Origin of the sequence: Streptomyces winkii (genome assembly GCF_032248595.1) — a bacterium.
Lineage (GTDB): Bacteria > Actinomycetota > Actinomycetes > Streptomycetales > Streptomycetaceae > Streptomyces > Streptomyces winkii.
This window is the reverse complement of the sequence record NZ_JASTTH010000006.1, coordinates 546832-569790: the sequence shown is the minus strand read 5'-3', so window position 1 is coordinate 569790 and position 22959 is coordinate 546832. Positions and strand designations below refer to the sequence as shown.

Sequence of the window (22959 nt, the reverse complement as noted above, 5' to 3'; positions counted from 1 at the left end):
GTGGGCATGACAGTGTGTCCCTTGTCCGGGCCCTGGTGTTCCCAGGGTTGGAGGTGGCTGGATGCGAGCGGTGCCCACTGTGCCGGACCAGCCGCGAACGGCGGGTCCGGCACAGGCGGTCGTGTCGCTGCTCGTCAGTCCTTGAAGACCTTGGCCGCGGAGGCCTCGAGGGCGCTCTGCGTGCCGGCTACGTCCTTCGGGTTCTTCAGGAAGTCCTGCAAGGCCTTCCACTCACCCTCGCCCTTGGTGCCGCCGAAGGCGGCCGGGGCCTGGTCGGACATGTCGAAGCGGAAGTCGTCGCCTGCCGCGACCAGGGACTTGGCGATCTTCTGCTGTGCGGCGTTCGGGTAAGCGGAGTTCTCCAGCGCCTTGTTCGGCGACAGGTATCCGCCTTCCTGGGCCCAGACGGCTGCGGCCTCGGGAGACGCGAGGAACGTCATCAGAGCGTTGGTGGCCTTGCCCTCCTTCAGCACCACAGCGGCGTCGCCACCGGTGATGACGGGGGCGTCTCCGCCGACCGCGGGGAACGGGTAGACCTTGGCGTCCTTTCCGATCTTCGCCTTCGTGTCCTTGGCGATGTTGATGCCGACGAAGTCACCCTCGAACACGCTTGCCGCACTGGGGCTGTCGGTGGAGTCGAAAGCCTTCGAGACGGAACCGGGGAAGTCGGTCTGGAGCGCGCCCTTGTTGCCGCCGGCGAGCAGTTCCTTCTTCCCGAACAGCTCGGCGAGGGTGGTGAGCGCCTTCTTGACCGAGGGGTCGGTCCACTTGATCTTGTGCTCGGCGAGCTTGTCGTACTTCTCGGGGCCCGCCTGGGAGAGGTAGATGTTCTCGAACCAGTCGGTGAGGGGCCAGCCGTCGGAACCGCCGACGGCGACAGGCTCGACGCCCGAATCGGCGATCGTCTGGGAGTTCTTGATGAACTCGTCCCAGGTCTTCGCCTCGCCCACGCCCGCGTTCTTGTACGCGGCGGTGTTGTACCAGATCAAGGACTTGCTGGCGGCCTTGAAGTACACGCCGTACTGCTTGCCGTCGACGGCGCCCAGATCCTGCCAGCCCTTGGAGAAGTTCTTCCCGAGTTCGGCCTTGGTGCCGGCGTCGAGCTCCTTGAGCCAGCCCTTGTCCGCGAACTGCTTGAGCACGCCGACCTGGGGCAGCATCGCGACGTTCGGCGGTGCGCCGCCCTCGATCTTGGAGCCGAGGAAAGCCTCCACGTTGTCGCCGGTGGGCGTGAACTTCACCTCGGCACCCGTCCGCTTCTCGAAGGCCTGGAGGACCTTCTCGAAGTTCTTCTGCTCGTCGCCCGTCCAGACGGCGGCGACTTGAAGCTTCTCGCCCTTGAGCTTGGGCAGCTTCACGGTGCTCTTCTCGGCTTGCGAAGAGCCGCCGCCCTCTCCCTTGTCCTCGCTGCCCCCGCCGCCGCAGGCGGCCGTCAGCGACAGGGCTGCGACGGCGCACAGCGCCACCGCGCCACGTGCGGCCGCCCTGGTGGTGCCGGTCTTGCTGAAGATACTGGTGTCGCTCCCGGTGCCCGATGCACCAGTCGCACGAACCGTATTACGCATAGCTCCCGCCGTCCCCATCGGAGGCGCTGGCTCCGGATCCCGGCCGCCGCGCCGCTTCGTCACAAGGAAGAGGGCTTCTGGTCAACGCCCCTCAGTCCTGTGCGCAAAGTCCTACGCCTGAACGCGGAGGAGCCGCAATACGTTGTCAGCTTTCAAGAACCTCATCTTGACCACTCCGTGATCTGTTCGCAGCGGGAGTGCCCGTTTCCTGTCGGTCCAGCCCGAGAGATCGGGCCGCCCGGCCCACCGCGCTCGCCAGCAGGGCGAGGTCCGTCGGGCCGTTGCCGAGCTCCCGTACGGGACGGCGGGCCGGCGGATCGCCGGCGCGCGTCCAGTCCAGCTGAACGACCGTCGGACGCTGCGTCGCGGTGCGCGGAATGCGGCCCGTGATGCGGCCCGCCTGGAAGGCCGTTGCGGTGCCGTCGGCCTCGATTAGCGTGCCGCGGCCGGGCAGTGCGCCTTCGCCGCCCGCTCCGCCGCCGTGCCCTGACAACTCGGCGCGGAGCGCGGCCGCGTGGGCGACCGCCGTCTCCGCCGTACGGTCGGGACGGCCGCTCGCCGCGACGATGTGCATCCCGAGGCGCGCTCCGTCCCGCGCGACGCTCTCCAAGGCGCGCATGACCGAACCGGCCGCGGGGCGGCCCGGATTGCCGAGAGAGGGATCGGCGAGTGTGTCGAAGTCGTCGACGATGATGACGATTCTGGGGAGAGGGGCAGCCTGTGCGTCCAAGTGTTGAACGGTCGCGCCGGTCGGAGTGCTGGTCGTGGCCTCGGCCCGCTCACCGGCGCCGGGGCTCGGGACGGGCCCCGTCTGCGTACGGAGGCGGAGGGTGCCGGGCTCGTCGCGCGAGCTGCGCACCGGGGCCGCGTCGGGCGCGGCGGCGGGCTGTGCGCGACGGCGCTGCTGCGCGGCCAACCGGTGGCCCGCGCGGGCGTACTGGCGCGCGAACCCCTCGTAGGTGCTCTCCTCGCCGATCAACTCCGCACGCCGCTTGAGCTCACCGCTGAGCGACTGCGCGAACTCCCGCATGAGGGCGGGGTCGTTGGCGGCCAGATGGTGCCGGGCGTGCGGCAGTTCGAGGCAGATGTGCAGGCCGTCGCCCGCGGCGCCGTCGCCGTCCAGCAGCACGAGTTGGAGCCGGTCGGGCGGGCTGCCGACGGAGAGGGAGGCGGCGAGCGAGCGCAGCAGCTCCGTCTTGCCCGAGCCGGTCGGGCCCGTGACGAGGGCGTGTCCGCGGGTGAGGCCCAACTCGGCCTGGAGAGCGCCGCGCGGCCCCGCTCCGAACACGAGAGTGGCACGGCCGGCCGCGGGGCCCGCACCGGAGCCGGGGGCGCCCGGGCCTGTGCCGCTCCGGCCGCCGGAACTCGCCTGGCCGCCGCGCATCCCGTACGCGGCGGATCCTTCCTCCGCGGCCTCGCCGGAGCCGGAGGTCCCGGCGTCCGTGCCGCCGGGCTCGGCCCAACGGGACAGCAGCGCGGCGGGAGTCGCCCGGGCCAGCCCCAACTCGTCGAGCAGGCGCGAGCTTCGGGGAAGCGTGACGACGGACCTGGCCGCCGCGCCCGAACGCGCCCGGCCCTCCTGGGACTCGCGCAGCGGAGCCATGGCGCGTGCGAAGCGCTCGGCCCATGCCGCCGAGACGGCGTCGAGCGTGCAGACGGTGCCGGGAGCGCCCGGACCGCCGGGCGCCGTGGCGCCCCGGTGCACCACCCGGACCGCCGTCGCGACCGCTCCGCTGAGCAGCGCGAGCGCGCCGCACTCACGGAACGCGGCGGACGCGGCGCACGCCGCCCGCACCGTCTCGGAGACGGGGGAGGAGGGAGTCGCCGCCGGTGTCTCCGCGAGGCAGAGCAGATGGATGCCGGCCCGCGGACCCTCCGCCGCCAGCCGCGCCACCGTGTCCCGCAGCGAGGCGGAACCGGGATCGCCGTCGACGACGAGCAGGGTGTACGGGCCGGGGGCGGGCATGGAGCCGGGGCTCACGCTCCGCGGGCCTGCGCCGTGCCCCGCGTGCTCCCCCGACTCCTCCAGCCTGTGGACGAGTTCGGCCGCGCGGGCAGCGGCCTGATCCCTGTCGTACGCCGTGAGCAGACGGCAGTCCTGGCCGTGCGCCGGACGCAGATGCGGCAGCCACCCGAGCCAGGACCACTCGCGGATGCGCGCCTCGGCCTCGCGCGAGCGGTCCGCCGAGATCAGCACCATCTCCAGGGTGCTCGGCCCGTGCAGCGCGGCGAGCTGTGCCAGCACCGAGCGGGCCATTCCCGTCAGGCGCGGCCGGGGCCCCGCGAGGCCGAGGGCGCCCGCCTCGCGCAGATCGACCGTGACCGGAGCGCCGGGGAGGCCGTGGCCGCGGTGCGCCGTGCCGATCCGCACCGTCATGGCCTCGGGGTGGGCCGGCTCGCGCTCCCAGAGCCGGGGGCCCGGGCCGAGCGCGGTGAGCAGGATCGTGGCCGGATCGGGCCGGCTTCCGTCCTCGGACTGGGACGGGGCGTGCGTGGCGGCGTCAGCGCCGTGCGGGGACGCGGCGCCCGGGCCTCCGGTGCCGGCCGGGCGCGCGAAGGACGGTGAGGGCTCGCCGCCCTGCTCCTCCTGCCGGCCGCCCGCGAACCGCCGGGCCCAGGCGCCCAGTCCGCGGGCGCGCGGCCGCTCGGCCCCGCCGGTGGCGGTGGCCTCCGGCGCGCCGGGGCCGCCAGGGCCCTCGGGCGGGAACTGCTGTGCGTAACGGGCGTGTTGGGCGATTCCGGAGCCGTGGGTGGTGCCGCCGTCGGGGAAGGGGCCGCCCGGTGCGTAACCGTGCGCGCCGTCTCCGGCGGGCGGTGCGGCGCTCTCCCGTGGGCCCTCCGCCTCGGGACCGGAACCGGCACCCTCCGGACCGCCGCCGCGCCGGGACGTGCCGTCGGCACCGTCGGCGCCTTCCAGGCCAGCGGACGCCGAGGCGCCCGCGGCGTCTCCGGAACGGGCCGCCGCTTCCCGGCCGTGTGCCGGCGCCGCCAGACGCAGCTGCCCGTTCCCGTCCGGCGTCGTCGGCAGCGCGCCCGGCACCGGAGCGGACGCCGAAAGCCCGTCGCTGCCCGCGCCGGCGGACTCCGGAAGAGCACCCGGCGCCGACGTCTCGACCCGCAAGGCCGACTCCCCGACCCGCAGCGTCGAACCGGGACGGAAGAGCACCGGCGTGCCGCCGACGGGCGCGCCGTCCAGCGAAGTGCCGTTCGTGGAGCCCAGATCGGCGACGGTGACGGCGCCGCCGTCGGAGACCGTGACCGCGCAGTGCAGCCGCGAGACGTCCGGGTCGTCGAGCGGGACGTCCGCCTCGGCGGCCCGGCCGAGCCGCACCACGCCGCCCTGAAGAAGGTGTATCCCACCGGCATCGGGACCCGAGATCACGTGCAGCCGCGCCTTCGCCGAGCCGTACGCCGCGAGGGCCGGTACGGCCGCCGGGAGCGCCGGGCCGTGCAGCGAGACGACCGCGCCGTCCAGCAGCGGGGGCTCGCCAAGGATCTGACGGTGCGGATCCAGCCGTTCCGTGCCCGCGTACACCGCGGCCGTCGAGTCCGCTGCGGACTCCGCTCCGGCGCCCTGCGACGGTCCGCCCGCCCCGGCGCCGGACGAGGAGCCACCCGCTCCGGAGCCCGAGCCGCTCACCGCGGCGGCGGCCGTGGAGACGAGCCCGCCGGTGACGGCGGACAGCGGCGTCCCGGACGGAGCGGTGATCAGCACGTCGCACGCCGACCCCGCGCTCGGCGCACCTGCCGCGCCACCCGCGCCCTGGCCGCCTCCACGCGGCCCGAGGGTGACAGTCAGCCGGATCTGCATCGGCCCTCCCGGTACCAACCACCGGTGTGCCGGTCGCTTACGCGGTGAGGCGGTCGCCCTCGCCGACTCCGCGCCCGGCACACATGTCCCACACGGCACAGCACACGCCGCGGGCCGCGCCGTCCACGGACCGGCCGGAGCGACCCCGCGGAACCAGGCGCTCGCGCACAGTGCTGTCGATGCCGGAAGCATCTTCGCACTCGTCACCGACATCGCGTCCCGCCCGCGGCGGTCAATGATCATGATTTTGCGCCCGGGTGCGCAAGAGGGCCTGCCCGTACGCCCGGCCGGATACGATCCGCGCTCCGCGCGCGGCGCCGTCCCGTGGTCTCGCGCGGGGGCCGCTTCCGCGGCGGGCGCGGAGCGGTCCGGCCGCAACCGCCCTGGGGGCGGCGCGCGTCTTCACCGGAAGTCGCCCATCCGTTCGCACTCGGCGTCGACCGTTCGCGAGACGGCACTATTGTGGGCGGGATTGCAGTACGACACCAGGGAGCGCATGACGTGCGGCCTGTAGGCAGCAAGTACCTGCTCGAGGAACCGCTGGGCCGCGGCGCCACGGGCACCGTGTGGCGGGCGAGGCAGAACGAGACGGCGGGCGCCGAGGCGGCTGTGGCCGGCCAGCCGGGCGAGACGGTGGCGATCAAGGTCCTCAAGGAGGAGCTCGCCAACGATCCCGACGTGGTCATGCGCTTCCTGAGAGAGCGCTCCGTCCTGCTCCGCCTCACGCACCACAACATCGTCCGTACGCGCGACCTGGTGGTCGAGGGCGATCTCCTCGCCCTGGTGATGGACCTGATCGAGGGGCCCGACCTCCAGCGCTATCTGCGCGAGAACGGGCCGTTCTCGCCGGTGGCCGCGGCGCTGGTGACCGCTCAGGTCGCCGACGCGCTCGCCGCGAGCCACTCGGACGGCATCGTGCACCGGGATCTCAAACCGGCCAATGTTCTGCTGGCGAACGGTCCCGAGGGCATGCGCCCGATGCTCACCGACTTCGGCATCGCGCGGCTCGCCGATTCGCCGGGCCTCACGCGCACCCAGGAGTTCGTCGGCACGCCCGCCTACGTCGCTCCCGAGTCCGCCGAGGGCCGCCCGCAGACGTCCGCGGTCGACATCTACGGCGCGGGCATCCTGCTGTACGAACTGGCCACGGGGCAGCCGCCGTTCGCGGGCGGCTCCGCACTGGAGATGATCCACCGCCACCTGGGAGAGGAGCCGGCGCGGCCGCCGAGCATGCCCGATCCGCTGTGGACGGTGACGGAGCGGTGCCTGCGCAAGCGGCCCGAGGAGCGGCCCAGCGCGGTGAACCTCGCGAACGCTCTGCGTACGGTCGCGTCCGGCATCGGCGCGCAGGCCACGCCGGAGCAGGCGGCCGCCGCGATGGGCGTCGCGGGGCTGCTCGCACCGGACCCCGCGCCCGCTGCGGTGCCGGAGACCGGTACGGGCCCCGGCGGTGCGGCGGCAGCGGCCGCCGGCGGAGCCGTCGCGGGGGCCGCGGCGGGAGCGGCGGCCGGTGCGGCCGCGGGCAACGCCGACCCCACGCAGGTCCTGCCGCACTCCGCGTCCGCTCACGCGCAGGGCCCGGGTCAGGGACAAGGCCAGGGGCAGGGCGGCGCTCAGTACGACCCCAACGCCGCCACCAGTTACATGCCCCAGTCCGCCGGTCAGGGCGGGCAAGGGGGCGGTCAGGGCCCGAACGCGGACCCGACACAGGTGATGCCGCCCGTCCCCGGTGCGCCGCCTCCGCCGTCGCAGTCGCCGGACGTCGGGACTCCGGACGGCCCGCACCCCTGGGAGACCCAGATGCGTGCGGCCCGCGACCGCAACGAGCAGACGCAGGTCCAGCCGCTCGACCCGAGCATGGACCCGCTGCGCCGCCGTCCGCACCGCCAGCCCGCGCCGCAGCAGCCGCCTCCCGGCCGCCGTCAGGGCCCGCCGCCGGAGCACTACGGACGGCAGCAGCGCCGCCCGGCACAACCGCCCCCGCAGCGGTACGAGCCCGAGCCGCCGCCGCGGCGGGAGCCGCGCCCCCGGCGCGAGCCGCGGCAGCGCAGCGCGAATCCGATGCACATTCCCGGACTCGGCTGCCTCAAGGGCTGTCTGTTCATGATCCTGCTTCTGGTCGTGGCGGCCGTACTCGTGTGGAATCTCACTCCGCTTCCCGAGTGGTGGGAGCAGGGCAAGAGTTTCTGGGAGTCGGTGGAGAACACGGTCGACAAGATCGGGAATCTGATCGACAGTGCTCCCAATTAGCGCTTCCAGTACGCGAGTTCGGTGATTTGTCGACTTCCTGAGAGGGAATTCCCCCTCGAAAGTGACGGTTAGCGCGCTCCGGGGCCCTCAACCCCCCTTCCGCCGCGTAGTTTTGTCGTTATGGCACGGAAGATCGGCAGTCGCTACACCGCTCACCAGATCCTGGGCCGCGGCAGCGCCGGCACGGTGTGGCTCGGCGAAGGGCCCGAGGGCCCCGTCGCGGTCAAGCTCCTGCGCGAGGATCTCGCCTCCGACGGAGACCTGGTGGAGCGGTTCGTGCAGGAGCGCAGCGCCCTGCTCTGCCTGGACCACCCGAGCGTGGTCGGCGTCCGCGACCTCGTCGTGGACGGCAACGACCTCGCTCTCGTCATGCAGTTGGTGCGCGGCACGGATCTGCGCACGCGTCTGGAGCACGACCGCCGCATCGCGCCGCAGCCCGCGGCCGCCATCGCGGCGGACATCGCGGAGGGCCTCGCGGCGGCGCACGCGGCGGGCATCGTCCACCGCGACGTCAAGCCCGAGAACGTACTGCTGGACGCGCTGGCCCCGGCCGGCCCAGGAGGCGCACCGCCCGCGCTGCTCACGGACTTCGGCGTCGCCAAGCTGATCGACTCGCCCCGCACCACGCGCGCGACGTCGATCATCGGCACGCCCGACTATCTGGCCCCGGAGATCGTCGAGGGCCTGCCGCCGCGCGCGTCCGTCGACATATACGCGCTCGCCACCGTGCTCTACGAACTCCTCGCCGGATTCACGCCGTTCGGCGGCGGACATCCCGGCGCGGTGCTGCGCCGCCACGTCACGGAGTCGGTGGCTCCGCTGCCCGGCATCCCGGACGAGCTGTGGCTGCTGATCCACCAGTGCCTCGCCAAGGCGCCCGCCTCCCGGCTGCGCGCGGAGGAGGTGGCGTCCCGGCTGCGCGAGCTGCTCCCGGATCTGGAGGGGCTGCCTCCGCTGGACATCGACGAACAGCCCGAGGAGGCCTACGAGCCGTACGAGTACGAAGGCGCGGACGGCCCGTACGGGACCGGCGGCTCGCGCGAGCCGCACGGCGGCGGGCGCGCTGCGGCGGGCGAGCCGGGCCGCGCGACGGCGTCCGCCTCCGCGAGGCAGGGCGCGAGCCGTCCCGCGGGCGCCGGTCCTGCGGGTTCCGGCCCCGGCACACACGCCCACGGACGCACCGGCCGTGCGGCGGTGCCGCTGGTGCACGGCGGTGCGGGCCCCGACTCCAACCGGGACACGCACACGAGCATGCGCGTGCCCGGCGCCGACGAACTGGCGGGCGGCGCGCACGGCACCGCCCGCGCCCCGAGGGCGGTGGGCGAGCCGCGTGCGGGCTCCGCGCGGAGCCGGAGCGCGGTGGCGGCGGCTCGGCGGCGACGGCGCCTCAAGCTCGGCGCCGGAGCGGCGGTGATCGCGGCGGTCGCGGGGCTGGGCGGATGGCTCGCCGCCTCCGGCGACGACGGCGAGACCACGCAGCCGGCGCCCGCGGTCGAGCACCCGCAGGAGCCCTGACCGGAGCCTCCCCGGCCGGACCGGCCGGGGAGACCGTACGAGCCGCGACGACAGCGAGCCGGTACGGAGGGGGTACGGAGCCGGCGCGGAGGCGGACGCCGTGAGCGCTCCCGCGCGCTCCCGCGCGCTCCCACCGGACCCGCCGGACCCGCCTCGCGGGCAGCGCACGGCCCGCCCGCCGCTGCGACGGGGCCGCGCCCCTGCCCCGTCCCGGCCGCGTCCGCGGCCTCACCCGGCCGGGACCGGCCGCATCGCCCAGCCGTTAGGGTGGAGGTGTGGCCATCCCCGATTTCCCCGAAGAGCTCAAGTCCCTCCGCTCCACCATGGAGTCGATCGAGGCCGTGATGGACCTCGACAGGATGAGGGCCGACATCGCCTCCCTCGAGGAGCGGGCCGCGGCCCCGGACCTGTGGGACGACGTGGACAACGCGCAGCAGGTCACCAGCAAGCTGTCCTATCTCCAGGGCCAGCTGCGGAGGATCGAGGAGCTGCGCTCGCGGATCGACGACGTCGAGGTGCTCTTCGAGCTCGCCGGAAGTGAGAACGACGCGGAGGCGCGCGGCGAGGCGGAAACCGAGCTCGAATCGCTCCGCAAGTCGGTCGACGAGCTGGAGGTCCGCACCCTCCTCTCAGGTGAGTACGACCCGCGCGAGGCCGTCGTCAGCGTGCGGGCCGAGGCCGGCGGCGTCGACGCCGCGGACTTCGCCGAGCAGCTCATGCGGATGTATCTGCGCTGGAGCGAGCGCCGGGGCTATTCCACCGAGGTCTACGACACCAGCTACGCGGAGGAGGCGGGCATCAAGTCCGCGACCTTCGCCGTCAAGGCGCCCTACGCGTACGGGACTCTCTCCGTCGAGCAGGGCACGCACCGCATGGTGCGGATCTCGCCGTTCGACAACCAGGGCCGCCGTCAGACGTCCTTCGCCGGCGTCGAGGTGCTGCCCGTCGTCGAGCAGGTCGACCACATCGACATCCCGGAGAACGAACTGCGGATCGACGTGTTCCGTTCCTCCGGCCCGGGCGGTCAGTCGGTCAACACCACTGATTCCGCGGTGCGGATGACCCACATCCCCACGGGCATCGTCGTCTCCTGCCAGAACGAGAAGTCCCAGATCCAGAACCGCGCCGCCGCCATGCGCGTGATGCAGTCACGTCTGCTCGCCCACCGCCGTCAGGAGGAGCAGGCGAAGATGGACGCGCTGAAGGGTGACGGAGGCAACTCCTGGGGCAGCCAGATGCGTTCGTACGTCCTGCACCCGTACCAAATGGTGAAGGACTTGCGGACGGAACATGAAGTCGGCAATCCCCAGGCCGTTCTCGACGGAGATATCGACGGCTTTCTCGAAGCGGGCATCCGCTGGCGCAAGCAGCAGGAGCAGCAGGACGAGGGCTGAGTGCCGGGGCCAACAAGCCACGCCCGCATAACGATTCGGGCGGCACCCGTGAACTCGCAGTGTGGAACGGCCAATTCACACCCTTCTCGCTTGACTGAGGTGTGAAATATGGGAAAGCTGTTCGCTCGCATGCCTGTGTCAGGGGCGCGCGCGGGGGTGATGAAGCGGGCAGGTTCCGTGTCCCGGCAAGAGGCTCCGCAGCCCGTCAACACAGCTGCTCCATTGAAAATTGAAACTACTGGGGGTAGTTGGCCAATGATCAAATCGAAGACGCGGCTGCGTGTGGCGCGCGTTGCTGCCGGCACTGTGTTCGCCGTCGGCGCCTCGCTCACCGCTGCGGGCGCCGCGCAGGCCGCGGACAGCAGCCCCTCCGCTGCGCAGGAGGACGAGGGCCTCGTCGGTGGCCTCCTCGGCGGCGTCATCGGTGGTGGCGACAGCGGCGGCGACTCCGGTGGCGACACCGAGGGCTCCACCGGTGGTGACACGGGCGGCGACACCGAGGGCACCGTCAGCGGCGGCGCCGACGGCGCCGTGACGGGCGGCGACGACGGTGGCGACACCGACGGCGGCTCCACCACCACGACGGGCGGCGACACCGAGGGCAGCACCGGTGGCGACGACGGCGGCTCCACCACCACGACGGGCGGCGGCGACGACGGTGGCGACACCGGCGGCGAGGAGCCCGCGACGATCGGCGGCTCCGGCGGCGGCGACGACACCTGCGACCTGAACGACGACAGCGTCGACTGCGAGGGCGGCACCCAGCCCGACAGCACCGACAGCCAGCCCGTCGAGCAGCAGCCGCAGGGCCCGAAGGAGGAGCTGGCCGACACCGGTTCCGCCGAGACGACCTACCTGCTGGTCGGCGCCGCGACGATGATCGCGGGCGGCGTGGCCTTCCGTGTGATGCCGCGCATGATCAACCGCCGTACGGCCGCCTGAGGTCCGTAAGGCGTACTTACGCAGACGAGGGGCCCGGAACGCAGCACAGAGCGCGTTCCGGGCCCCTCGTCTCGTCGTATCGCGGACTTCCGCCCGCTGAGGAAAGAACGCAGCGTCCCACCGCGCTTACACAGCGCCAGGTGGCCGCTCTTACGCCGTGGCCATCCGCTGGGCCACGAGCGCCACGGTGAGCAGCGCCAGCAGCACCGCGAAGAGGGCGGCGGGGGAGAGGCTCGCGAGGGGCGACTCCCGGTGCAGACGCTCGCGGTGCGCACGGCACACGGAGCAGCGGCCCTCGCTCACGGGGCCGGCGCAGTTGGCACACACCAGTCGGTCGCATGTCATGCGAACTCCTCCTCAGTCTGCCAACGACACCGGGGAGTAATCGGTTCCCCAAAGGATGCGGTTCTCCCCTCCACTGTGCCAGCATCCGCGCGCGGGCGCAGAGGCTCCGTCCTGCCCGAGGCGCCGTGTGCCGCCTCGCGACACCGCTCGCCTCGGCGCGCTGGAGAAATGGACCGTGGATGTCCGCTTTGTTCCGGCCGATGTCCGCTTTGTCCCAAAGGGTGCGTGACCAAGCCCACCAACAACCAACGCCGACTGCGCGCCCCGCACCGGTTCGCGTAAGGTCGCCACACCGTCCCCAGTCAGTGCTGGTGGGCGTCCCCCGGGGGAGCTCGGGGGAGTACCCCGGGGAGCCGCACCGCGGCTTCCGTGCCCCTACCCCAGGCCGACATGGTGTATCCGTGATCCGATTCGACAGCGTCTCCAAGTCCTACCCCAAGCAGAACCGCCCGGCGCTGCACGATGTCTCGCTGGACATCGAGCGCGGCGAGTTCGTCTTCCTGGTGGGCTCGTCCGGCTCCGGCAAGTCCACCTTCCTGCGGCTGATCCTCCGCGAGGAGCGCGCCAGCAACGGCCAGGTGCACGTACTGGGCAAGGACCTCGCGCGGCTGTCCAACTGGAAGGTGCCGCAGATGCGCCGCCAGCTGGGCACCGTCTTCCAGGACTTCCGGCTGCTGGCCAACAAGACGGTCGGTGAGAACGTCGCGTTCGCGCTCGAAGTCATCGGCAAGTCCCGTGTGCAGATCCGCAAGACGGTCCCGGAAGTGCTCGACCTGGTCGGCCTGGGCGGCAAGGGCGACCGGATGCCGGGCGAGCTCTCCGGCGGTGAGCAGCAACGCGTCGCCATCGCCCGGGCGTTCGCGAACCGTCCGATGCTGCTCATCGCGGACGAGCCGACCGGCAACCTGGACCCGCAGACGTCCGTCGGAATCATGAAGCTTCTGGACCGGATCAACCGGACCGGCACGACAGTGGTGATGGCCACGCACGATCAGCAGATCGTCGACCAGATGCGCAAGCGCGTCGTCGAACTGGAGCGCGGCCGGCTCGTGCGTGACCAGACGCGCGGTGTCTACGGCTATCAGCACTGAGCCGCCCGCGAGCGGTCGCCGGCGCTGCGGCGGGCCGTCCCGCGGGCCAACAGTCTGAGCAGTCTGAGCAGTTGAGACGGCAACACACTGAAAGGACGCCATGCGCGCCCAGTTCGTACTGTCGGAGATCAGCGTCGGTCTCCGCCGCAATCTCACGATGACCTTCGCGGTGATCGTGTCGGTAGCCCTGTCTCTGGCCCTCGCGGGCGGTTCCCTGCTCGCACGCGAGCAGGTCAGCACGATGAAGGGCTACTGGTACGACAAGGTCCAGGTGTCGGTCTACCTGTGCAACGAGAACGACGCCGACTCCGACCCGAACTGCGCCAAGGGCGCCGTCACCGCGCAGCAGAAGACGCAGATCCGCACGGAGTTGCAGAAGCTGCGCGTCGTCGACAAGGTCTACCACGAGTCCGCCGACGAGGCGTTCAAGCACTACAAGGAGCAGTTCAAGGACTCGCCGCTCGCGGACTCCCTCACGCCCGACCAGATGCAGGAGTCCTACCGGGTCAAGCTCAAGGACCCCACCAAATACCGGGTGTTGCAGACCGCGTTCTCCGGCAGACCAGGGGTCCAGGAGGTACAGGACCAGCGGAACCTGCTGGAGAACCTGTTCAACCTCCTCAACGGCATGAACATCGCTGCCCTGTTCGTGATGGGACTGATGCTGGTCGTTGCGCTGCTGCTGATCGTCAACACGGTCAGGGTCTCCGCGTTCAGCCGCCGCCGCGAGACCGGGATCATGAGACTGGTGGGGGCGTCCAGCTTCTACATCCAGATGCCGTTCATCCTGGAGGCGGCGATCGCCGGCCTCATCGGCGCGGGCTTCGCGTGCGTGCTCCTCGTCGGCGGCAAGTTCTTCCTCATCGACAGCTGGCTCGCGGAGAAGATCGCACTCATCAACTTCATCGGCTGGGACGCGGTGTTGAAGGTCCTTCCGCTCCTCATCGCGGTGGGTGTCCTGATGCCCGCGGTGGCAGCGTTCTTCACGCTGCGCAAGTACTTGAAGGTGTGACGCACGACGCTGGCGCCGTACGGCCAACGGGCCGTGCGGCGCCCCTCGTCTGGCCTAGACTCCGAATCATGTCGGACTCGTGGTATTCCGCCCCATCCCCCGACAAACGCAGGGGAAGCTCCCGGCAACTGCGCCGCGGGGCGGGCCTGGCACTCGTTTTCGCGAGCGTGCTCGCGACGGGAGCGGCAACAGGCGCCTGGGGCGACGGTGTTCGGGCCTTCGCGGGCTCGCGTGACATGTCGTTGGACGGAGGCCCCGGGGACGCCGAGTTCGCCGAGGGCACCTACGGCGGCGCCACGAGCAGAGTGGCCGGCCTGCACGAGGAGACAGAGCGCGGCCGGGACGGCGGCGGCCAGTCCGGCGGCGAAGAGGCCGAGGAGCTCGTCAGCCGCAGCGGCGACCGCTGGTCGTCCGCGTACACGGCGCGTGAGTACGAGGGACTTCAGCGAACCCTCGACGGCGAATACGTCGGCGTCGGCATCTCCGTGCGCCGCGAACGGGACGCGGAGGGCGCACCGTCCGTCGCCGTCGCACGGGTCGCACCGGACAGCCCCGCCCACCGCGCGGGCGTCCGCCGCGGCGACCGGCTGCGCGCCGTCGACGGCAAGGGCGTCTCCGACCATCCCGTCACCGACGTCGTGGCGCGGCTGCGCGGCTCGGAGTCCGGAGGCTCGTCCGCGGAGCGGTCCCCGGTGGGCAGCTACGTGGACCTGGAACTCGAGCGCGACGGGCAGCAGTGGACGGAGACCCTGCGCCGGACCCGGCTCAGCGCCGACGCCGTGACCGTGGACGACATGGGGCGGGGCGTGACCCGCATCAAGGTCTCCTCCTTCACGAAGGGCTCCGCCCAGCAGGTGCGCGACGCGGTCGCCGAGCACGTCCGGTACGGCTCCGGCATCCTGCTCGACCTGCGCGGCAACTCCGGCGGCCTGGTCAGCGAGGCCGTCACCGCGGCCTCGACGTTCCTGGAGGGCGGCCTCGTGGCCACGTATGAGGAGCACGGCAGCCAGCACGCCCTCTACGCGGACAGCCGTCCCGGCCCCGCGGCGCCCGGCAGGGCGGCACCGCCGCTGGTGGTGCTCGTGGACGGCGGCACGATGAGCGCCGCCGAGCTGCTGACCGGCGCCTTGCAGGACCGGGGCCGTGCCGTCGTCGTCGGCTCCCGCACCTTCGGCAAGGGCTCCGTGCAGATGCCGCGGAAGCTGCCGGACGGCTCCGTCGCGGAGCTCACCGTCGGTCACTACGCCACGCCCTCGGGTCGCTCGCTCGACGGGGAGGGCATCACGCCGGACCTGTCGATCGACCCTTCCGGGGACGCCGCCGAGCGGGCCCGCACGGTATTGAGTGGCCTGGAGGCCCGGTCGTAGTGGGAGAATGGCCGGGCTATGGCGAAGAAGGACGACAAGAAGAAGAGCGCGGCCAAGAAGGCCAAGGACGCGAGCGGCGGCCGTAAGCTCATCGCGCAGAACAAGAAGGCGCGGCACGACTACCACATCCTGGACACCTACGAGTGCGGCATCGCGCTCATGGGAACCGAGGTCAAGTCCCTGCGGCAGGGCCGTGCTTCGCTGGTCGACGGCTTCGCCCAGCTCGACGGCGGCGAGGTCTGGCTGCACAACGTGCACATCCCCGAGTACGCACAGGGCACGTGGACGAACCACACCGCCCGGCGGAAGCGGAAGCTGCTGCTGCACCGGTACGAGATCGACAAGCTGATCGGCAAGACCCAGGAGACGGGCCTCACGCTGGTGCCGCTCCAGCTGTACTTCCTCAACGGGCGGGCGAAGGTCGAGCTCGCGCTGGCGAAGGGCAAGAAGGAGTACGACAAGCGGCAGGCGCTGCGGGAGAAGCAGGACCGGCGCGAGTCGGACCGGGCGATCTCGGCGGCGAGGCGGCGGCAGCGCGTGTAGGGCCGCGGGGCGGCTGGGCGGGCCGCCTCGGCGGTCGGGCCTGACGGGCAGGGACTGTAAGGAAACCTTACGGTTGCGTTGCGGGCTTGCCGTGCGGCGGTGGGGTACGGAGCGGGGCGGCCGGCCCCGGAGCGGGAATACGGGGCGGCGTCAAAGAGTTGGCCTCCGTGTGGCGAGGTCACGTACCATGGTCACAGCGCCGTCCGCCAGGCGGCGTGGGTTGTCAACTCAACATGGGGATGATCGGTTTCGACAGCGGATGTCGAAGCAGGTGAAGCGAGCCGAGGAACGCGGCAATGATCTCGTTAACCATGGGCCGCAAAAAAATAATCGCCAATCAGAAGCGCGATTCCTTCGCCCTCGCTGCCTAAGCAGCGAGTGTGAAGTGTCAGCCCGGGTGCGTTCCCGACCCGGATCCTGGCATCAGCTAGGGAACTCACCGCGTAGGCCCGGTCACGGGGTCTGCCGGGACACCTCACAGTGACTGGGCCCGTCGGAGACTTGTCCACGTGATCTCCGGGGCCGAGAAAATCGAAGTGGACTGCGCTCGGAGAAGCCCTTCTTCTGCTCCGTTGGACGCGGGTTCGATTCCCGCCATCTCCACGAGTTCGAGGGTGATCTGTGTCCGCGGAAAGCGCGGACCGGGTCGCCCTCGTTGTTTTTGCGCGGCTGGCGCCGCGCGGGGCGGGGGCTCCGCCACCCGCACCCCCGGCGGGGGGCTTCGCCCCCCGGCACCCCCTTTCGCGGGGGCTGCGCCCCCCGGCACCCCCTGCGCGGGGGCTGCGCCCCCTGCTGCCCCTTCCGGGGTCCGCTGGTCTTTCGGGTCTCGCTGGTCTTCCTGAGATTCTTGTACGAGCGCCGGCGATGGCAGTCATTTCGCTCGATCCGCCGGTCTCCCTGGCGTTCCTGGGCTTTCTGCACGGTGGGCGGGGCCGTTCTCGGCACTCCTTCGGGGTGCTTTTGGTTTCCCCGGGGCTCTGGTGGGGGCGTGGCGTCACCCGTACTGCTGGACGGGGTGCGCGCGGCGCCGGGTTGGGGGCCGGGTGCGTTCAACCGGCGCCTCGGTGGGGGCAGTTCGCACGCGGGAGCGTCGCGCGCCCGGCGCGTGGGGAACGCGTGCCGCCGTCGGGGAACAAACCCCGTGACTGGCCCTTCGGCCCCGCCCCGCTTCCGTGCTGTGATGGGGGCATGGACCGTAGGGAGAAAAATCCGGGGGACGGGCGCAGCCTCCCCGCCGAGTTGTATCTGCTCGCGTGCGACACCGAGAAGGAGAAGCTCACCAAGCGGGACGTGCTCGGCAGCGTGCTGCGGGCCGCCGTGCTGGTTGAGTTGACCGACCGCGGCTGTCTCACCGACGAGGACGGCAGGGCGCGGACCGTCGGTGACAGGCGCACCGGCGATCCGCTGCTGGACGAGGCTCTGCGTGGCATAGCCGCGGAGAGGCGCCCCCGCAAGTGGAAGACGCTGGTGCAGCGCAACCGCAAGCAGACGTTCCAGGCGGTGGAGCAGCAGTTGGAGAAGGAGCGCGTGATCCGTGTGGAGCGGCGTACGTGGCTCTACGACAAGGTCGCGGTGAAGGACACCGCACGGGCGAAGCGGCTGCACGCCGAGGCCCACGAGACGCTCACCGGCGGGCGTCCCGTCGAGGAATTCAGCACCCGGCAGGCCGCGTTGACCGCGCTGGCCGCGGTGGGCGGGTTCCCGACCGTCGTGTCCGGGAAGGACCGCCGCGAGCACAAGAAGCGCATCAAGGCGCTGACGGAGCGCGCCGGTGAGGCCGGGCCCGCGCTGAAGAAGGCGCTGGACGACATGCAGATCGCGACCGGAGCCGCGATGGGCGCCGCGGTCGCGGCCGGAAGCCAGTGACGGGGTGACGGGAGCGGGGTAGGAGTCCGCGCATGGATCGGCATCCGCACGCGCGGCCCGGCCTCGCCGGCGAGGAGCAGGAGCCGTTGGGCCCTGACTCGCTCACGTGGAAGTACTTCGGCGACTGGCGCGGGGTGCTGCTCGCCCCCTGGGCGGGCGCGATGCAGAACATGCATCCCGGGCTGGGCGCCGGAGTAGCCGAGCACTCGCGCTTCTTCGAGGAGCGGTGGCAGCGGCTCTTCCGGTCGCTGTATCCGATCGGCGGCGTCGTGTACGACGGTCCGCGCGCCGCCGAGACCGCTCGTCAAGTGCGCGGGTACCACAACACGATCAAGGGCGTGGACCGTCACGGGCGTCCGTACCACGCGCTCGACCCCGACACCTTCTACTGGGCGCACTCGACCTTCTTCATGCTCACGCTCCTCGTCGCCGACCGCTTCGGGCCGGGCCTGAGCGAGGAGGAGAAGAGGCGGCTCTTCGACGAACACGTGCGCTGGTGGCGGCTGTACGGGATGAGCATGCGGCCCGTGCCGGAGAGCTGGCCGGACTTCCAGGCGTACTGGGACCGGATGGCGCGCGAGGTGCTGGAGGACAACAAGCCGACCCGGGACGTGCTCGACATCCGCTTCATCGCCCGGCCCCCGGCGCTCTCCTGGATGCCGCACGCCGTGTGGCGCGCGCTGCGCGGGCCGCAGGCGCGGTTCGCCGTCTGGTTCACGGTCGGGCTCTTTCCCGCGCCGGTGCGGGAGCGGCTCGGCTACCGCTGGACCGTGCGGGACGAGCGGCGGCTTCGGCGGATCGGCCGAATCGTCCATCACGCGTGGCGTCTGGTGCCGTTCAGGTACCGCTACCACCCGCGGGCGCGGGCGGGATGGGCGCGCGAGGCGGGGCTGCGGGCGGCGGACGCTCCCCAAGTGGAGTCTCCCGTAAGGAATTCGCCGCTGCCGGAGGAGCGGAGTTCGCCGAAGCACTACGTGCCGCCGGCCTGCGACGCGTGCGAGAGCTCGTAAACGCGATCACGGTCCCGCCTTCTTGAGACCTGCTGTGACGCGGTTCCGGCCACCGGGCCTGGCCGACAGCCTCTGGTGTCTGCTGCCGGCCAGGCCGCCCGGCCTTACTTCAGGTGCCGGTCACAGAACCGGATCCCGTCCTCCGCCTCGAACCACGGGGTGCCCGTGTGCCCGCCCATGTTGGCGTGCAGCGTCTTCTCCTTGCTGCCGAAGGCGTCGAACAGGTCCAGGGCCCGCTGACGCGGGTTCCCTTCGTCGTCCCACTGGAGCAGGAACAGCAGCGGGATGGTGACCTGCCGGGCCTCCTCGCGCTGGGCGCGGGGTACGTAACCCCCGGCGAAGAAGCCCGCGGCGGCGATGCGCGGCTCGACCACCGCCAGCCGGATGCCGAGGGCGGTCCAGCCCCCGGAGTACCCGACCGGACCGCCGATCTCGGGCAGCTCGAGGAGGGCGTCCAGGGTGGTCTGCCATTCCGGGACCGCGTTCTCGACCAGCGGGCCGATGAAGGACTCGAAGAGCTCGTCGACCGGCTCGCCGGCCTGCATCGCTCGCCGGAGGTCGGCACGGGCCTGCTCGTCGGCGGCGGAACGGGGACGGTCACCGCACCCGGCGGCGTCGATGGTGGCCACCGCGTAGCCGTGCGCCGCGGTGTACCGGGCCCGGGCCACCAGCCGGGGTTCCGCCTTGGGCAGGCCGTTGTTGTGGGCCATCAGGATCAGCGGGGCCGGTGCGGAGGATTCAGTCGTCCACAGGGTGCCGGGGATCTCGCCGAGGGTGAATTCGCGCTCCAGGACGCCGTCGTCGAGGCGCGCTTCAGAAGTGAATCGCATGGTCGTGCCTTTCGGGAGTGCTCGTGGACGGCGCTCCCGGACGACCTATCGCCCGACCGTGACCCCGGAGGGGAGCACCCATGTCGATACTGCGTTCACGGGTAACCACCTCCTCGTTCTCTCGCACGGCCCCCGGGAAGCTAGCAGTCGTCGCCGTGGTCCGCCAACGGGTTTTCCGGCCGCACCGCGGTCTCACGACGACCGGGCCCTGATCGCGTCACGAACTCCCGGGTGTTTCCCGGGTGTAACAGCGCAATGGCGGGGCCACGAAGCCCGTATTGCGCTTTCTCCGTTGCGCTTTCGGGCTGTTGACCCGGGTGCATGCCCTCGTTAGCTTCGACGGCATGCTCGAATTCCCCGGCTTCACCCGGCGCCGTTCCGTGGATTTGCGGCGCGTCGCCTCGGCGCTGTGTAGCTGAGTTTCCGCTCCGGCGCGCGCCGCGCAACCACGCCGCCCCCCGTGCCCGTTCGCGCCGTTCTCTCAACTCCTTCTTCTTTTCCGCGCTTTCCGGATGCCCGCGCGCTCCGTGCCCCTGTGCACTTCAGCCGTGGGCCCGCCGGCGCATGCCCCCGTACCGCAGCATCACCCGAACGAACCGGGACACGAACATGCCCAGGCCCGATTCCGACCTCCACCGACCCCGCGCGCATACGTACGGCCGACGGCGGCCCGTAGCCCGGAACCTCGCCCTTCTGCTGGCCCTCATATCCCCTGCCCTGCTGGTGAGTTGCGCGCAGCAGGACGGCACCGGCGGCACCAGCGACACGAAGCTCGCGAAGACGGAGATCCCGGCGAAGGTCTCCCCGAAGACGACGCTCACCATCGGCGCCCCCGAGGACCGCGTCATCCTCAAACTCTCCGGCGCGGCGAAGAAGTTGCCGTTCAAGGTGAAGTGGGCGAACATCAGCGGCGGTCCGCAGTGCTCCGAGGCCTTCCGCGCGCATTCGCTGGATCTGTGCGCGGCGGCGGAAGTGCCGTCCATCCACGCGCACTGGACGGGCCTGGACACGAAACTTGTCGCGGCGGAATTCCGCAAGGACCCCGCGAGGAATCCGATCTACCGGCTCGGAATCGCGCCCGGCGCGCACATCGACTCGCTGAAGGATCTGCGCGGAAAGAAGATCGCATTCAGCCCCGGGCAGGCGCAGGGCGCACTCGTGCTGCGCATCCTCGCGAAGGCGGGCCTGAAGAAGGACGACGTGAAGCTCGTCGAGATGCCCAGCACGGGCGACGTCTACACCACGGCGCTCGGTGAGCGTCAGGTCGACGCGGCGCCCCTCGGCCAGGTCAACCTCAAGCGCTATCCGGCCAAGTACGGCAAGGAGGGCGGCAAGACCATCCCGCACGGGCTCCGCGACGACGCCTCCCATCTGTGGGCGCCGACCGAGTCCGTGGCCGACCCCCAGAAGGCCGCCGCCATCAGGGAGTTCATCAAGTTCTGGGCGCGGGCCCAGTTCTGGGCGTACGAACACCCGAAGGAGTGGATCGACGGCTACGCCGTGAAGGACCAGGGCCTGAGCCACGACGACGGCGCCTATCTCCACAAGCACAACGGCGAGCCGGAGATCCCCGGCGACTGGGATCCGGTGATCCGCCGCCACCAGAAGACCGTGGATCTGCTCGCGCGGGAGACCGGCCAGAAGAGGTTCGACGTGGCCACGCTCTTCGACCGGCGCTTCGAGCGGGTCGCGGCGGACGCCCTCAAGAAGTCCGGGGAGGAGAAGCCGTGAGCGTCGCAACCAGCCGGAACACCTTTCTGCGCCTGACGGGCGCCACCCGGCGTGAGCGGCCGCGTCCGGGCTCCGGCCCGCGCCTCGCGCCGGGCCGCCCGCTCCCGTTCGGCAAGGCGCTCGGCCCCGTGCTGCTGCTGGCGATCTGGTCGGCCGGCTCCGCGGCAGGGCTCATCGAGCCCCGGCTGCTGTCGGCTCCGTGGACGGTCGTGACCACCGCGGGCGACCTCATCGCGGACGGCAGGCTCCAGGGGCATCTGGCGAGTTCGGCCCAACGCGCCGTGCTGGGCCTCGCGTTCGGCACCGTCACCGGAGTGCTCCTCGCGGTCGCCTCCGGCCTGAGCCGCATCGGCGAGGGCCTGATCGACGGCCCGGTGCAGATGAAGCGCGCCCTGCCGTCGCTGGCGCTCGTGCCGCTGCTGGTCCTGTGGTTCGGCATCGGCGAGTCGATGAAGGTCATCACGGTGGCGCTCGCCGTCTTCGTCCCCGTCTACATCCACACCCACAACGGGCTGCGCACCATCGACAGCCGCTACGTCGAACTCTCGGAGACGGTGGGGCTGAACCGCCGCGGGTTCATCCGCCATGTCGTGCTGCCCGGCGCACTGCCGGGCTTCCTGCTCGGCATGCGCTTCGCCGTGACGGCCGCCTGGCTCACGCTCGTCGTCGTCGAACAGGTCAACGCCACCAGCGGACTCGGCTACATGATGGAGCTGGCACGCACGTACGGACAGACCGAGATCATCATCGTCGGTCTCGTGGTGTACGGGCTGCTGGGCCTCCTCTCCGACGGGCTGGTGCGATACGCGGAGAGGAAGGTGCTGTCATGGCGGCGGACACTCGCGAGCTGAGCGCCTCCCCGGGGCGTACAGCAGTACGCATCCACGGTCTGGAGCGCTCCTTCGGCGAACGGAAGGTCCTCGAAGGGCTCGAACTCGACATCGGCGCGGGCGAGTTCGTGGCGCTGCTCGGCCGCAGCGGCTCCGGGAAGTCGACGCTGCTGCGGGCCCTGGCGGGCCTGGACCACGAGGTGTCCGGCACGGGGCTGCTGAGCGCGCCCGCCGACGTCTCCGTCGTCTTCCAGGACGCCCGGCTGCTGCCGTGGAAGCGGGTCCTGGACAACGTGCTGCTCGGCCTGCGCGGACCGGACGCGCGCGAGCGCGGACGTGCGGCGCTCGACGAAGTCGGCCTGGCCGACCGGGAGTCGGCGTGGCCGGTGGAGCTGTCCGGCGGCGAGCAGCAGCGGGTCTCGCTGGCCCGCTCCCTCGTACGCGAACCCGAACTCCTCCTCGCCGACGAGCCGTTCGGGGCGCTGGACGCGCTGACCCGCATCCGCATGCACGAGCTGCTCCGGAAGCTGTGCGAGGCACACCGTCCGGCCGTGCTGCTGGTGACGCACGACGTGGACGAGGCGATCGAACTCGCCGACCGCGTCGCGGTGTTGGAGGACGGCCGGATCACGGCGGACGTACCCGTCGAGCTGGACGGTCCGGCGCGCGGTCACGGCACGCCGGAGTACGCGGCACTGCGCGAATCGCTGCTGACGCGGCTGGGCGTGGACACGGCGGCGCGGCCGTCCGGGGTGGAACCGGACCGGGAGAAGGAAGAGGTGTCCGCGTGACGGCGCACGTACCCGTGAACGGGAACGCGGAGACGAACGGGAGCGCCCAGACGACGAACTGGGGCG

The 22959-nt window shown here is 71.7% G+C and carries 18 protein-coding genes and 1 other RNA gene; 15 read left to right on the top strand and 4 right to left on the bottom strand.

Annotated features, from left to right (window positions below):
- Positions 1-134 precede the first annotated feature (134 nt).
- Both QQM67_RS21345 and QQM67_RS21340 read right to left on the bottom strand, forming a co-directional pair.
- Complete coding sequence (locus QQM67_RS21345; protein WP_314175581.1) at positions 135-1565, bottom strand: ABC transporter substrate-binding protein; 1431 nt, start codon at positions 1563-1565, stop codon at positions 135-137.
- A gap of 145 nt (positions 1566-1710) precedes the next feature.
- Positions 1711-5376: an FtsK/SpoIIIE domain-containing protein gene (locus tag QQM67_RS21340; RefSeq protein WP_314175579.1), complete on the bottom strand. Its 3666-nt coding sequence runs from the start codon at positions 5374-5376 to the stop codon at positions 1711-1713.
- Between the two features lie 501 nt (positions 5377-5877).
- Between QQM67_RS21340 and QQM67_RS21335 the strand changes: the two genes are divergently transcribed.
- The 4 genes from QQM67_RS21335 to QQM67_RS21320 all read left to right on the top strand — a co-directional run bounded on the left by QQM67_RS21335 (position 5878) and on the right by QQM67_RS21320 (position 11477).
- Complete coding sequence (locus tag QQM67_RS21335) at positions 5878-7626, top strand: serine/threonine-protein kinase (RefSeq protein ID WP_314175578.1); 1749 nt, start codon at positions 5878-5880, stop codon at positions 7624-7626.
- A gap of 120 nt (positions 7627-7746) precedes the next feature.
- Positions 7747-9141 (top strand): serine/threonine-protein kinase, encoded by a 1395-nt coding sequence (locus QQM67_RS21330; RefSeq protein WP_314175577.1) that lies wholly within the window; start codon positions 7747-7749, stop codon positions 9139-9141.
- Positions 9142-9416: 275 nt separating this feature from the next.
- On the top strand, positions 9417-10535 hold the full coding sequence (gene prfB / locus QQM67_RS21325) for a peptide chain release factor 2 (RefSeq protein ID WP_314175575.1): 1119 nt from the start codon (positions 9417-9419) through the stop codon (positions 10533-10535).
- Positions 10536-10790: 255 nt separating this feature from the next.
- Positions 10791-11477, top strand: a complete 687-nt coding sequence (locus QQM67_RS21320) for an LPXTG cell wall anchor domain-containing protein (RefSeq protein WP_314175574.1) — start codon at positions 10791-10793, stop codon at positions 11475-11477.
- Between the two features lie 150 nt (positions 11478-11627).
- Here the strand turns inward: QQM67_RS21320 and QQM67_RS21315 are convergent, their stop codons facing one another.
- Positions 11628-11822 (bottom strand): hypothetical protein, encoded by a 195-nt coding sequence (locus tag QQM67_RS21315; protein ID WP_314175573.1) that lies wholly within the window; start codon positions 11820-11822, stop codon positions 11628-11630.
- Between the two features lie 401 nt (positions 11823-12223).
- On the opposite strand from QQM67_RS21315, the gene ftsE reads away from it, so the two are divergent.
- The 7 genes from ftsE to QQM67_RS21280 all read left to right on the top strand — a co-directional run bounded on the left by ftsE (position 12224) and on the right by QQM67_RS21280 (position 18711).
- Entirely contained in the window at positions 12224-12913 is a 690-nt protein-coding gene (gene ftsE, locus QQM67_RS21310) for a cell division ATP-binding protein FtsE (protein WP_169133142.1), read from the top strand.
- Positions 12914-13013: 100 nt separating this feature from the next.
- Positions 13014-13925, top strand: coding sequence for a permease-like cell division protein FtsX (ftsX, locus tag QQM67_RS21305; protein ID WP_314175572.1), 912 nt, complete (start codon positions 13014-13016; stop codon positions 13923-13925).
- 68 nt (positions 13926-13993) lie between these two features.
- A complete protein-coding gene (locus tag QQM67_RS21300) occupies positions 13994-15292 on the top strand; it encodes a S41 family peptidase (protein ID WP_314175571.1) in 1299 nt (432 codons plus the stop codon).
- 18 nt (positions 15293-15310) lie between these two features.
- Entirely contained in the window at positions 15311-15835 is a 525-nt protein-coding gene (smpB, locus tag QQM67_RS21295; protein ID WP_314175570.1) for an SsrA-binding protein SmpB, read from the top strand.
- A 235-nt stretch (positions 15836-16070) separates the two neighbouring features.
- Positions 16071-16441, top strand: a transfer-messenger RNA (tmRNA) gene (gene ssrA, locus QQM67_RS21290).
- A 582-nt stretch (positions 16442-17023) separates the two neighbouring features.
- The gene (locus QQM67_RS21285) at positions 17024-17701 is read left to right on the top strand and encodes a GOLPH3/VPS74 family protein (protein WP_314175569.1); all 678 of its coding nucleotides are present in this window, start codon (positions 17024-17026) and stop codon (positions 17699-17701) included.
- Positions 17702-17733: 32 nt separating this feature from the next.
- Positions 17734-18711 carry an oxygenase MpaB family protein gene (locus QQM67_RS21280; RefSeq protein ID WP_314175568.1) on the top strand — a complete coding sequence of 326 codons (978 nt, stop codon included), beginning with the start codon at positions 17734-17736 and terminating at the stop codon, positions 18709-18711.
- Between the two features lie 104 nt (positions 18712-18815).
- On the opposite strand, the gene QQM67_RS21275 is transcribed toward QQM67_RS21280, so the two are convergent.
- Positions 18816-19541 carry a dienelactone hydrolase family protein gene (locus QQM67_RS21275; RefSeq protein WP_314175567.1) on the bottom strand — a complete coding sequence of 242 codons (726 nt, stop codon included), beginning with the start codon at positions 19539-19541 and terminating at the stop codon, positions 18816-18818.
- A gap of 344 nt (positions 19542-19885) precedes the next feature.
- On the opposite strand from QQM67_RS21275, the gene QQM67_RS30710 reads away from it, so the two are divergent.
- From QQM67_RS30710 to QQM67_RS21260, 4 genes are all read left to right on the top strand, one after another.
- Positions 19886-19960, top strand: coding sequence for a putative leader peptide (locus tag QQM67_RS30710; protein WP_399067307.1), 75 nt, complete (start codon positions 19886-19888; stop codon positions 19958-19960).
- Positions 19961-20150: 190 nt separating this feature from the next.
- Positions 20151-21272 carry an ABC transporter substrate-binding protein gene (locus QQM67_RS21270; RefSeq protein WP_314175566.1) on the top strand — a complete coding sequence of 374 codons (1122 nt, stop codon included), beginning with the start codon at positions 20151-20153 and terminating at the stop codon, positions 21270-21272.
- Positions 21269-22123, top strand: coding sequence for an ABC transporter permease subunit (locus tag QQM67_RS21265; RefSeq protein WP_399067268.1), 855 nt, complete (start codon positions 21269-21271; stop codon positions 22121-22123). The genes QQM67_RS21270 and QQM67_RS21265 overlap by 4 nt, the downstream gene beginning before the upstream one ends.
- Positions 22099-22893, top strand: a complete 795-nt coding sequence (locus QQM67_RS21260) for an ABC transporter ATP-binding protein (RefSeq protein ID WP_314175565.1) — start codon at positions 22099-22101, stop codon at positions 22891-22893. Before QQM67_RS21265 ends, QQM67_RS21260 begins: the two co-directional genes overlap by 25 nt.
- Positions 22894-22959: the final 66 nt, after the last annotated feature.

What these genes read in the sequence shown, in the direction of transcription:
- QQM67_RS21285 (WP_314175569.1), top strand. Translation starts at nt 17,024, where the DNA reads ATGGACCGTAGGGAGAAAAATCCGGGGGACGGGCGCAGCCTCCCCGCC.
- smpB (WP_314175570.1), top strand. Translation starts at nt 15,311, where the DNA reads ATGGCGAAGAAGGACGACAAGAAGAAGAGCGCGGCCAAGAAGGCCAAG.
- QQM67_RS21320 (WP_314175574.1), top strand. Translation starts at nt 10,791, where the DNA reads ATGATCAAATCGAAGACGCGGCTGCGTGTGGCGCGCGTTGCTGCCGGC.
- QQM67_RS21300 (WP_314175571.1), top strand. Translation starts at nt 13,994, where the DNA reads ATGTCGGACTCGTGGTATTCCGCCCCATCCCCCGACAAACGCAGGGGA.
- QQM67_RS21270 (WP_314175566.1), top strand. Translation starts at nt 20,151, where the DNA reads ATGCCCAGGCCCGATTCCGACCTCCACCGACCCCGCGCGCATACGTAC.
- QQM67_RS21275 (WP_314175567.1), bottom strand. Translation starts at nt 19,541, where the DNA reads ATGCGATTCACTTCTGAAGCGCGCCTCGACGACGGCGTCCTGGAGCGC.
- QQM67_RS21330 (WP_314175577.1), top strand. Translation starts at nt 7,747, where the DNA reads ATGGCACGGAAGATCGGCAGTCGCTACACCGCTCACCAGATCCTGGGC.
- QQM67_RS21315 (WP_314175573.1), bottom strand. Translation starts at nt 11,822, where the DNA reads ATGACATGCGACCGACTGGTGTGTGCCAACTGCGCCGGCCCCGTGAGC.
- QQM67_RS21280 (WP_314175568.1), top strand. Translation starts at nt 17,734, where the DNA reads ATGGATCGGCATCCGCACGCGCGGCCCGGCCTCGCCGGCGAGGAGCAG.
- QQM67_RS21345 (WP_314175581.1), bottom strand. Translation starts at nt 1,565, where the DNA reads ATGCGTAATACGGTTCGTGCGACTGGTGCATCGGGCACCGGGAGCGAC.
- ftsX (WP_314175572.1), top strand. Translation starts at nt 13,014, where the DNA reads ATGCGCGCCCAGTTCGTACTGTCGGAGATCAGCGTCGGTCTCCGCCGC.
- QQM67_RS21340 (WP_314175579.1), bottom strand. Translation starts at nt 5,376, where the DNA reads ATGCAGATCCGGCTGACTGTCACCCTCGGGCCGCGTGGAGGCGGCCAG.
- QQM67_RS21260 (WP_314175565.1), top strand. Translation starts at nt 22,099, where the DNA reads ATGGCGGCGGACACTCGCGAGCTGAGCGCCTCCCCGGGGCGTACAGCA.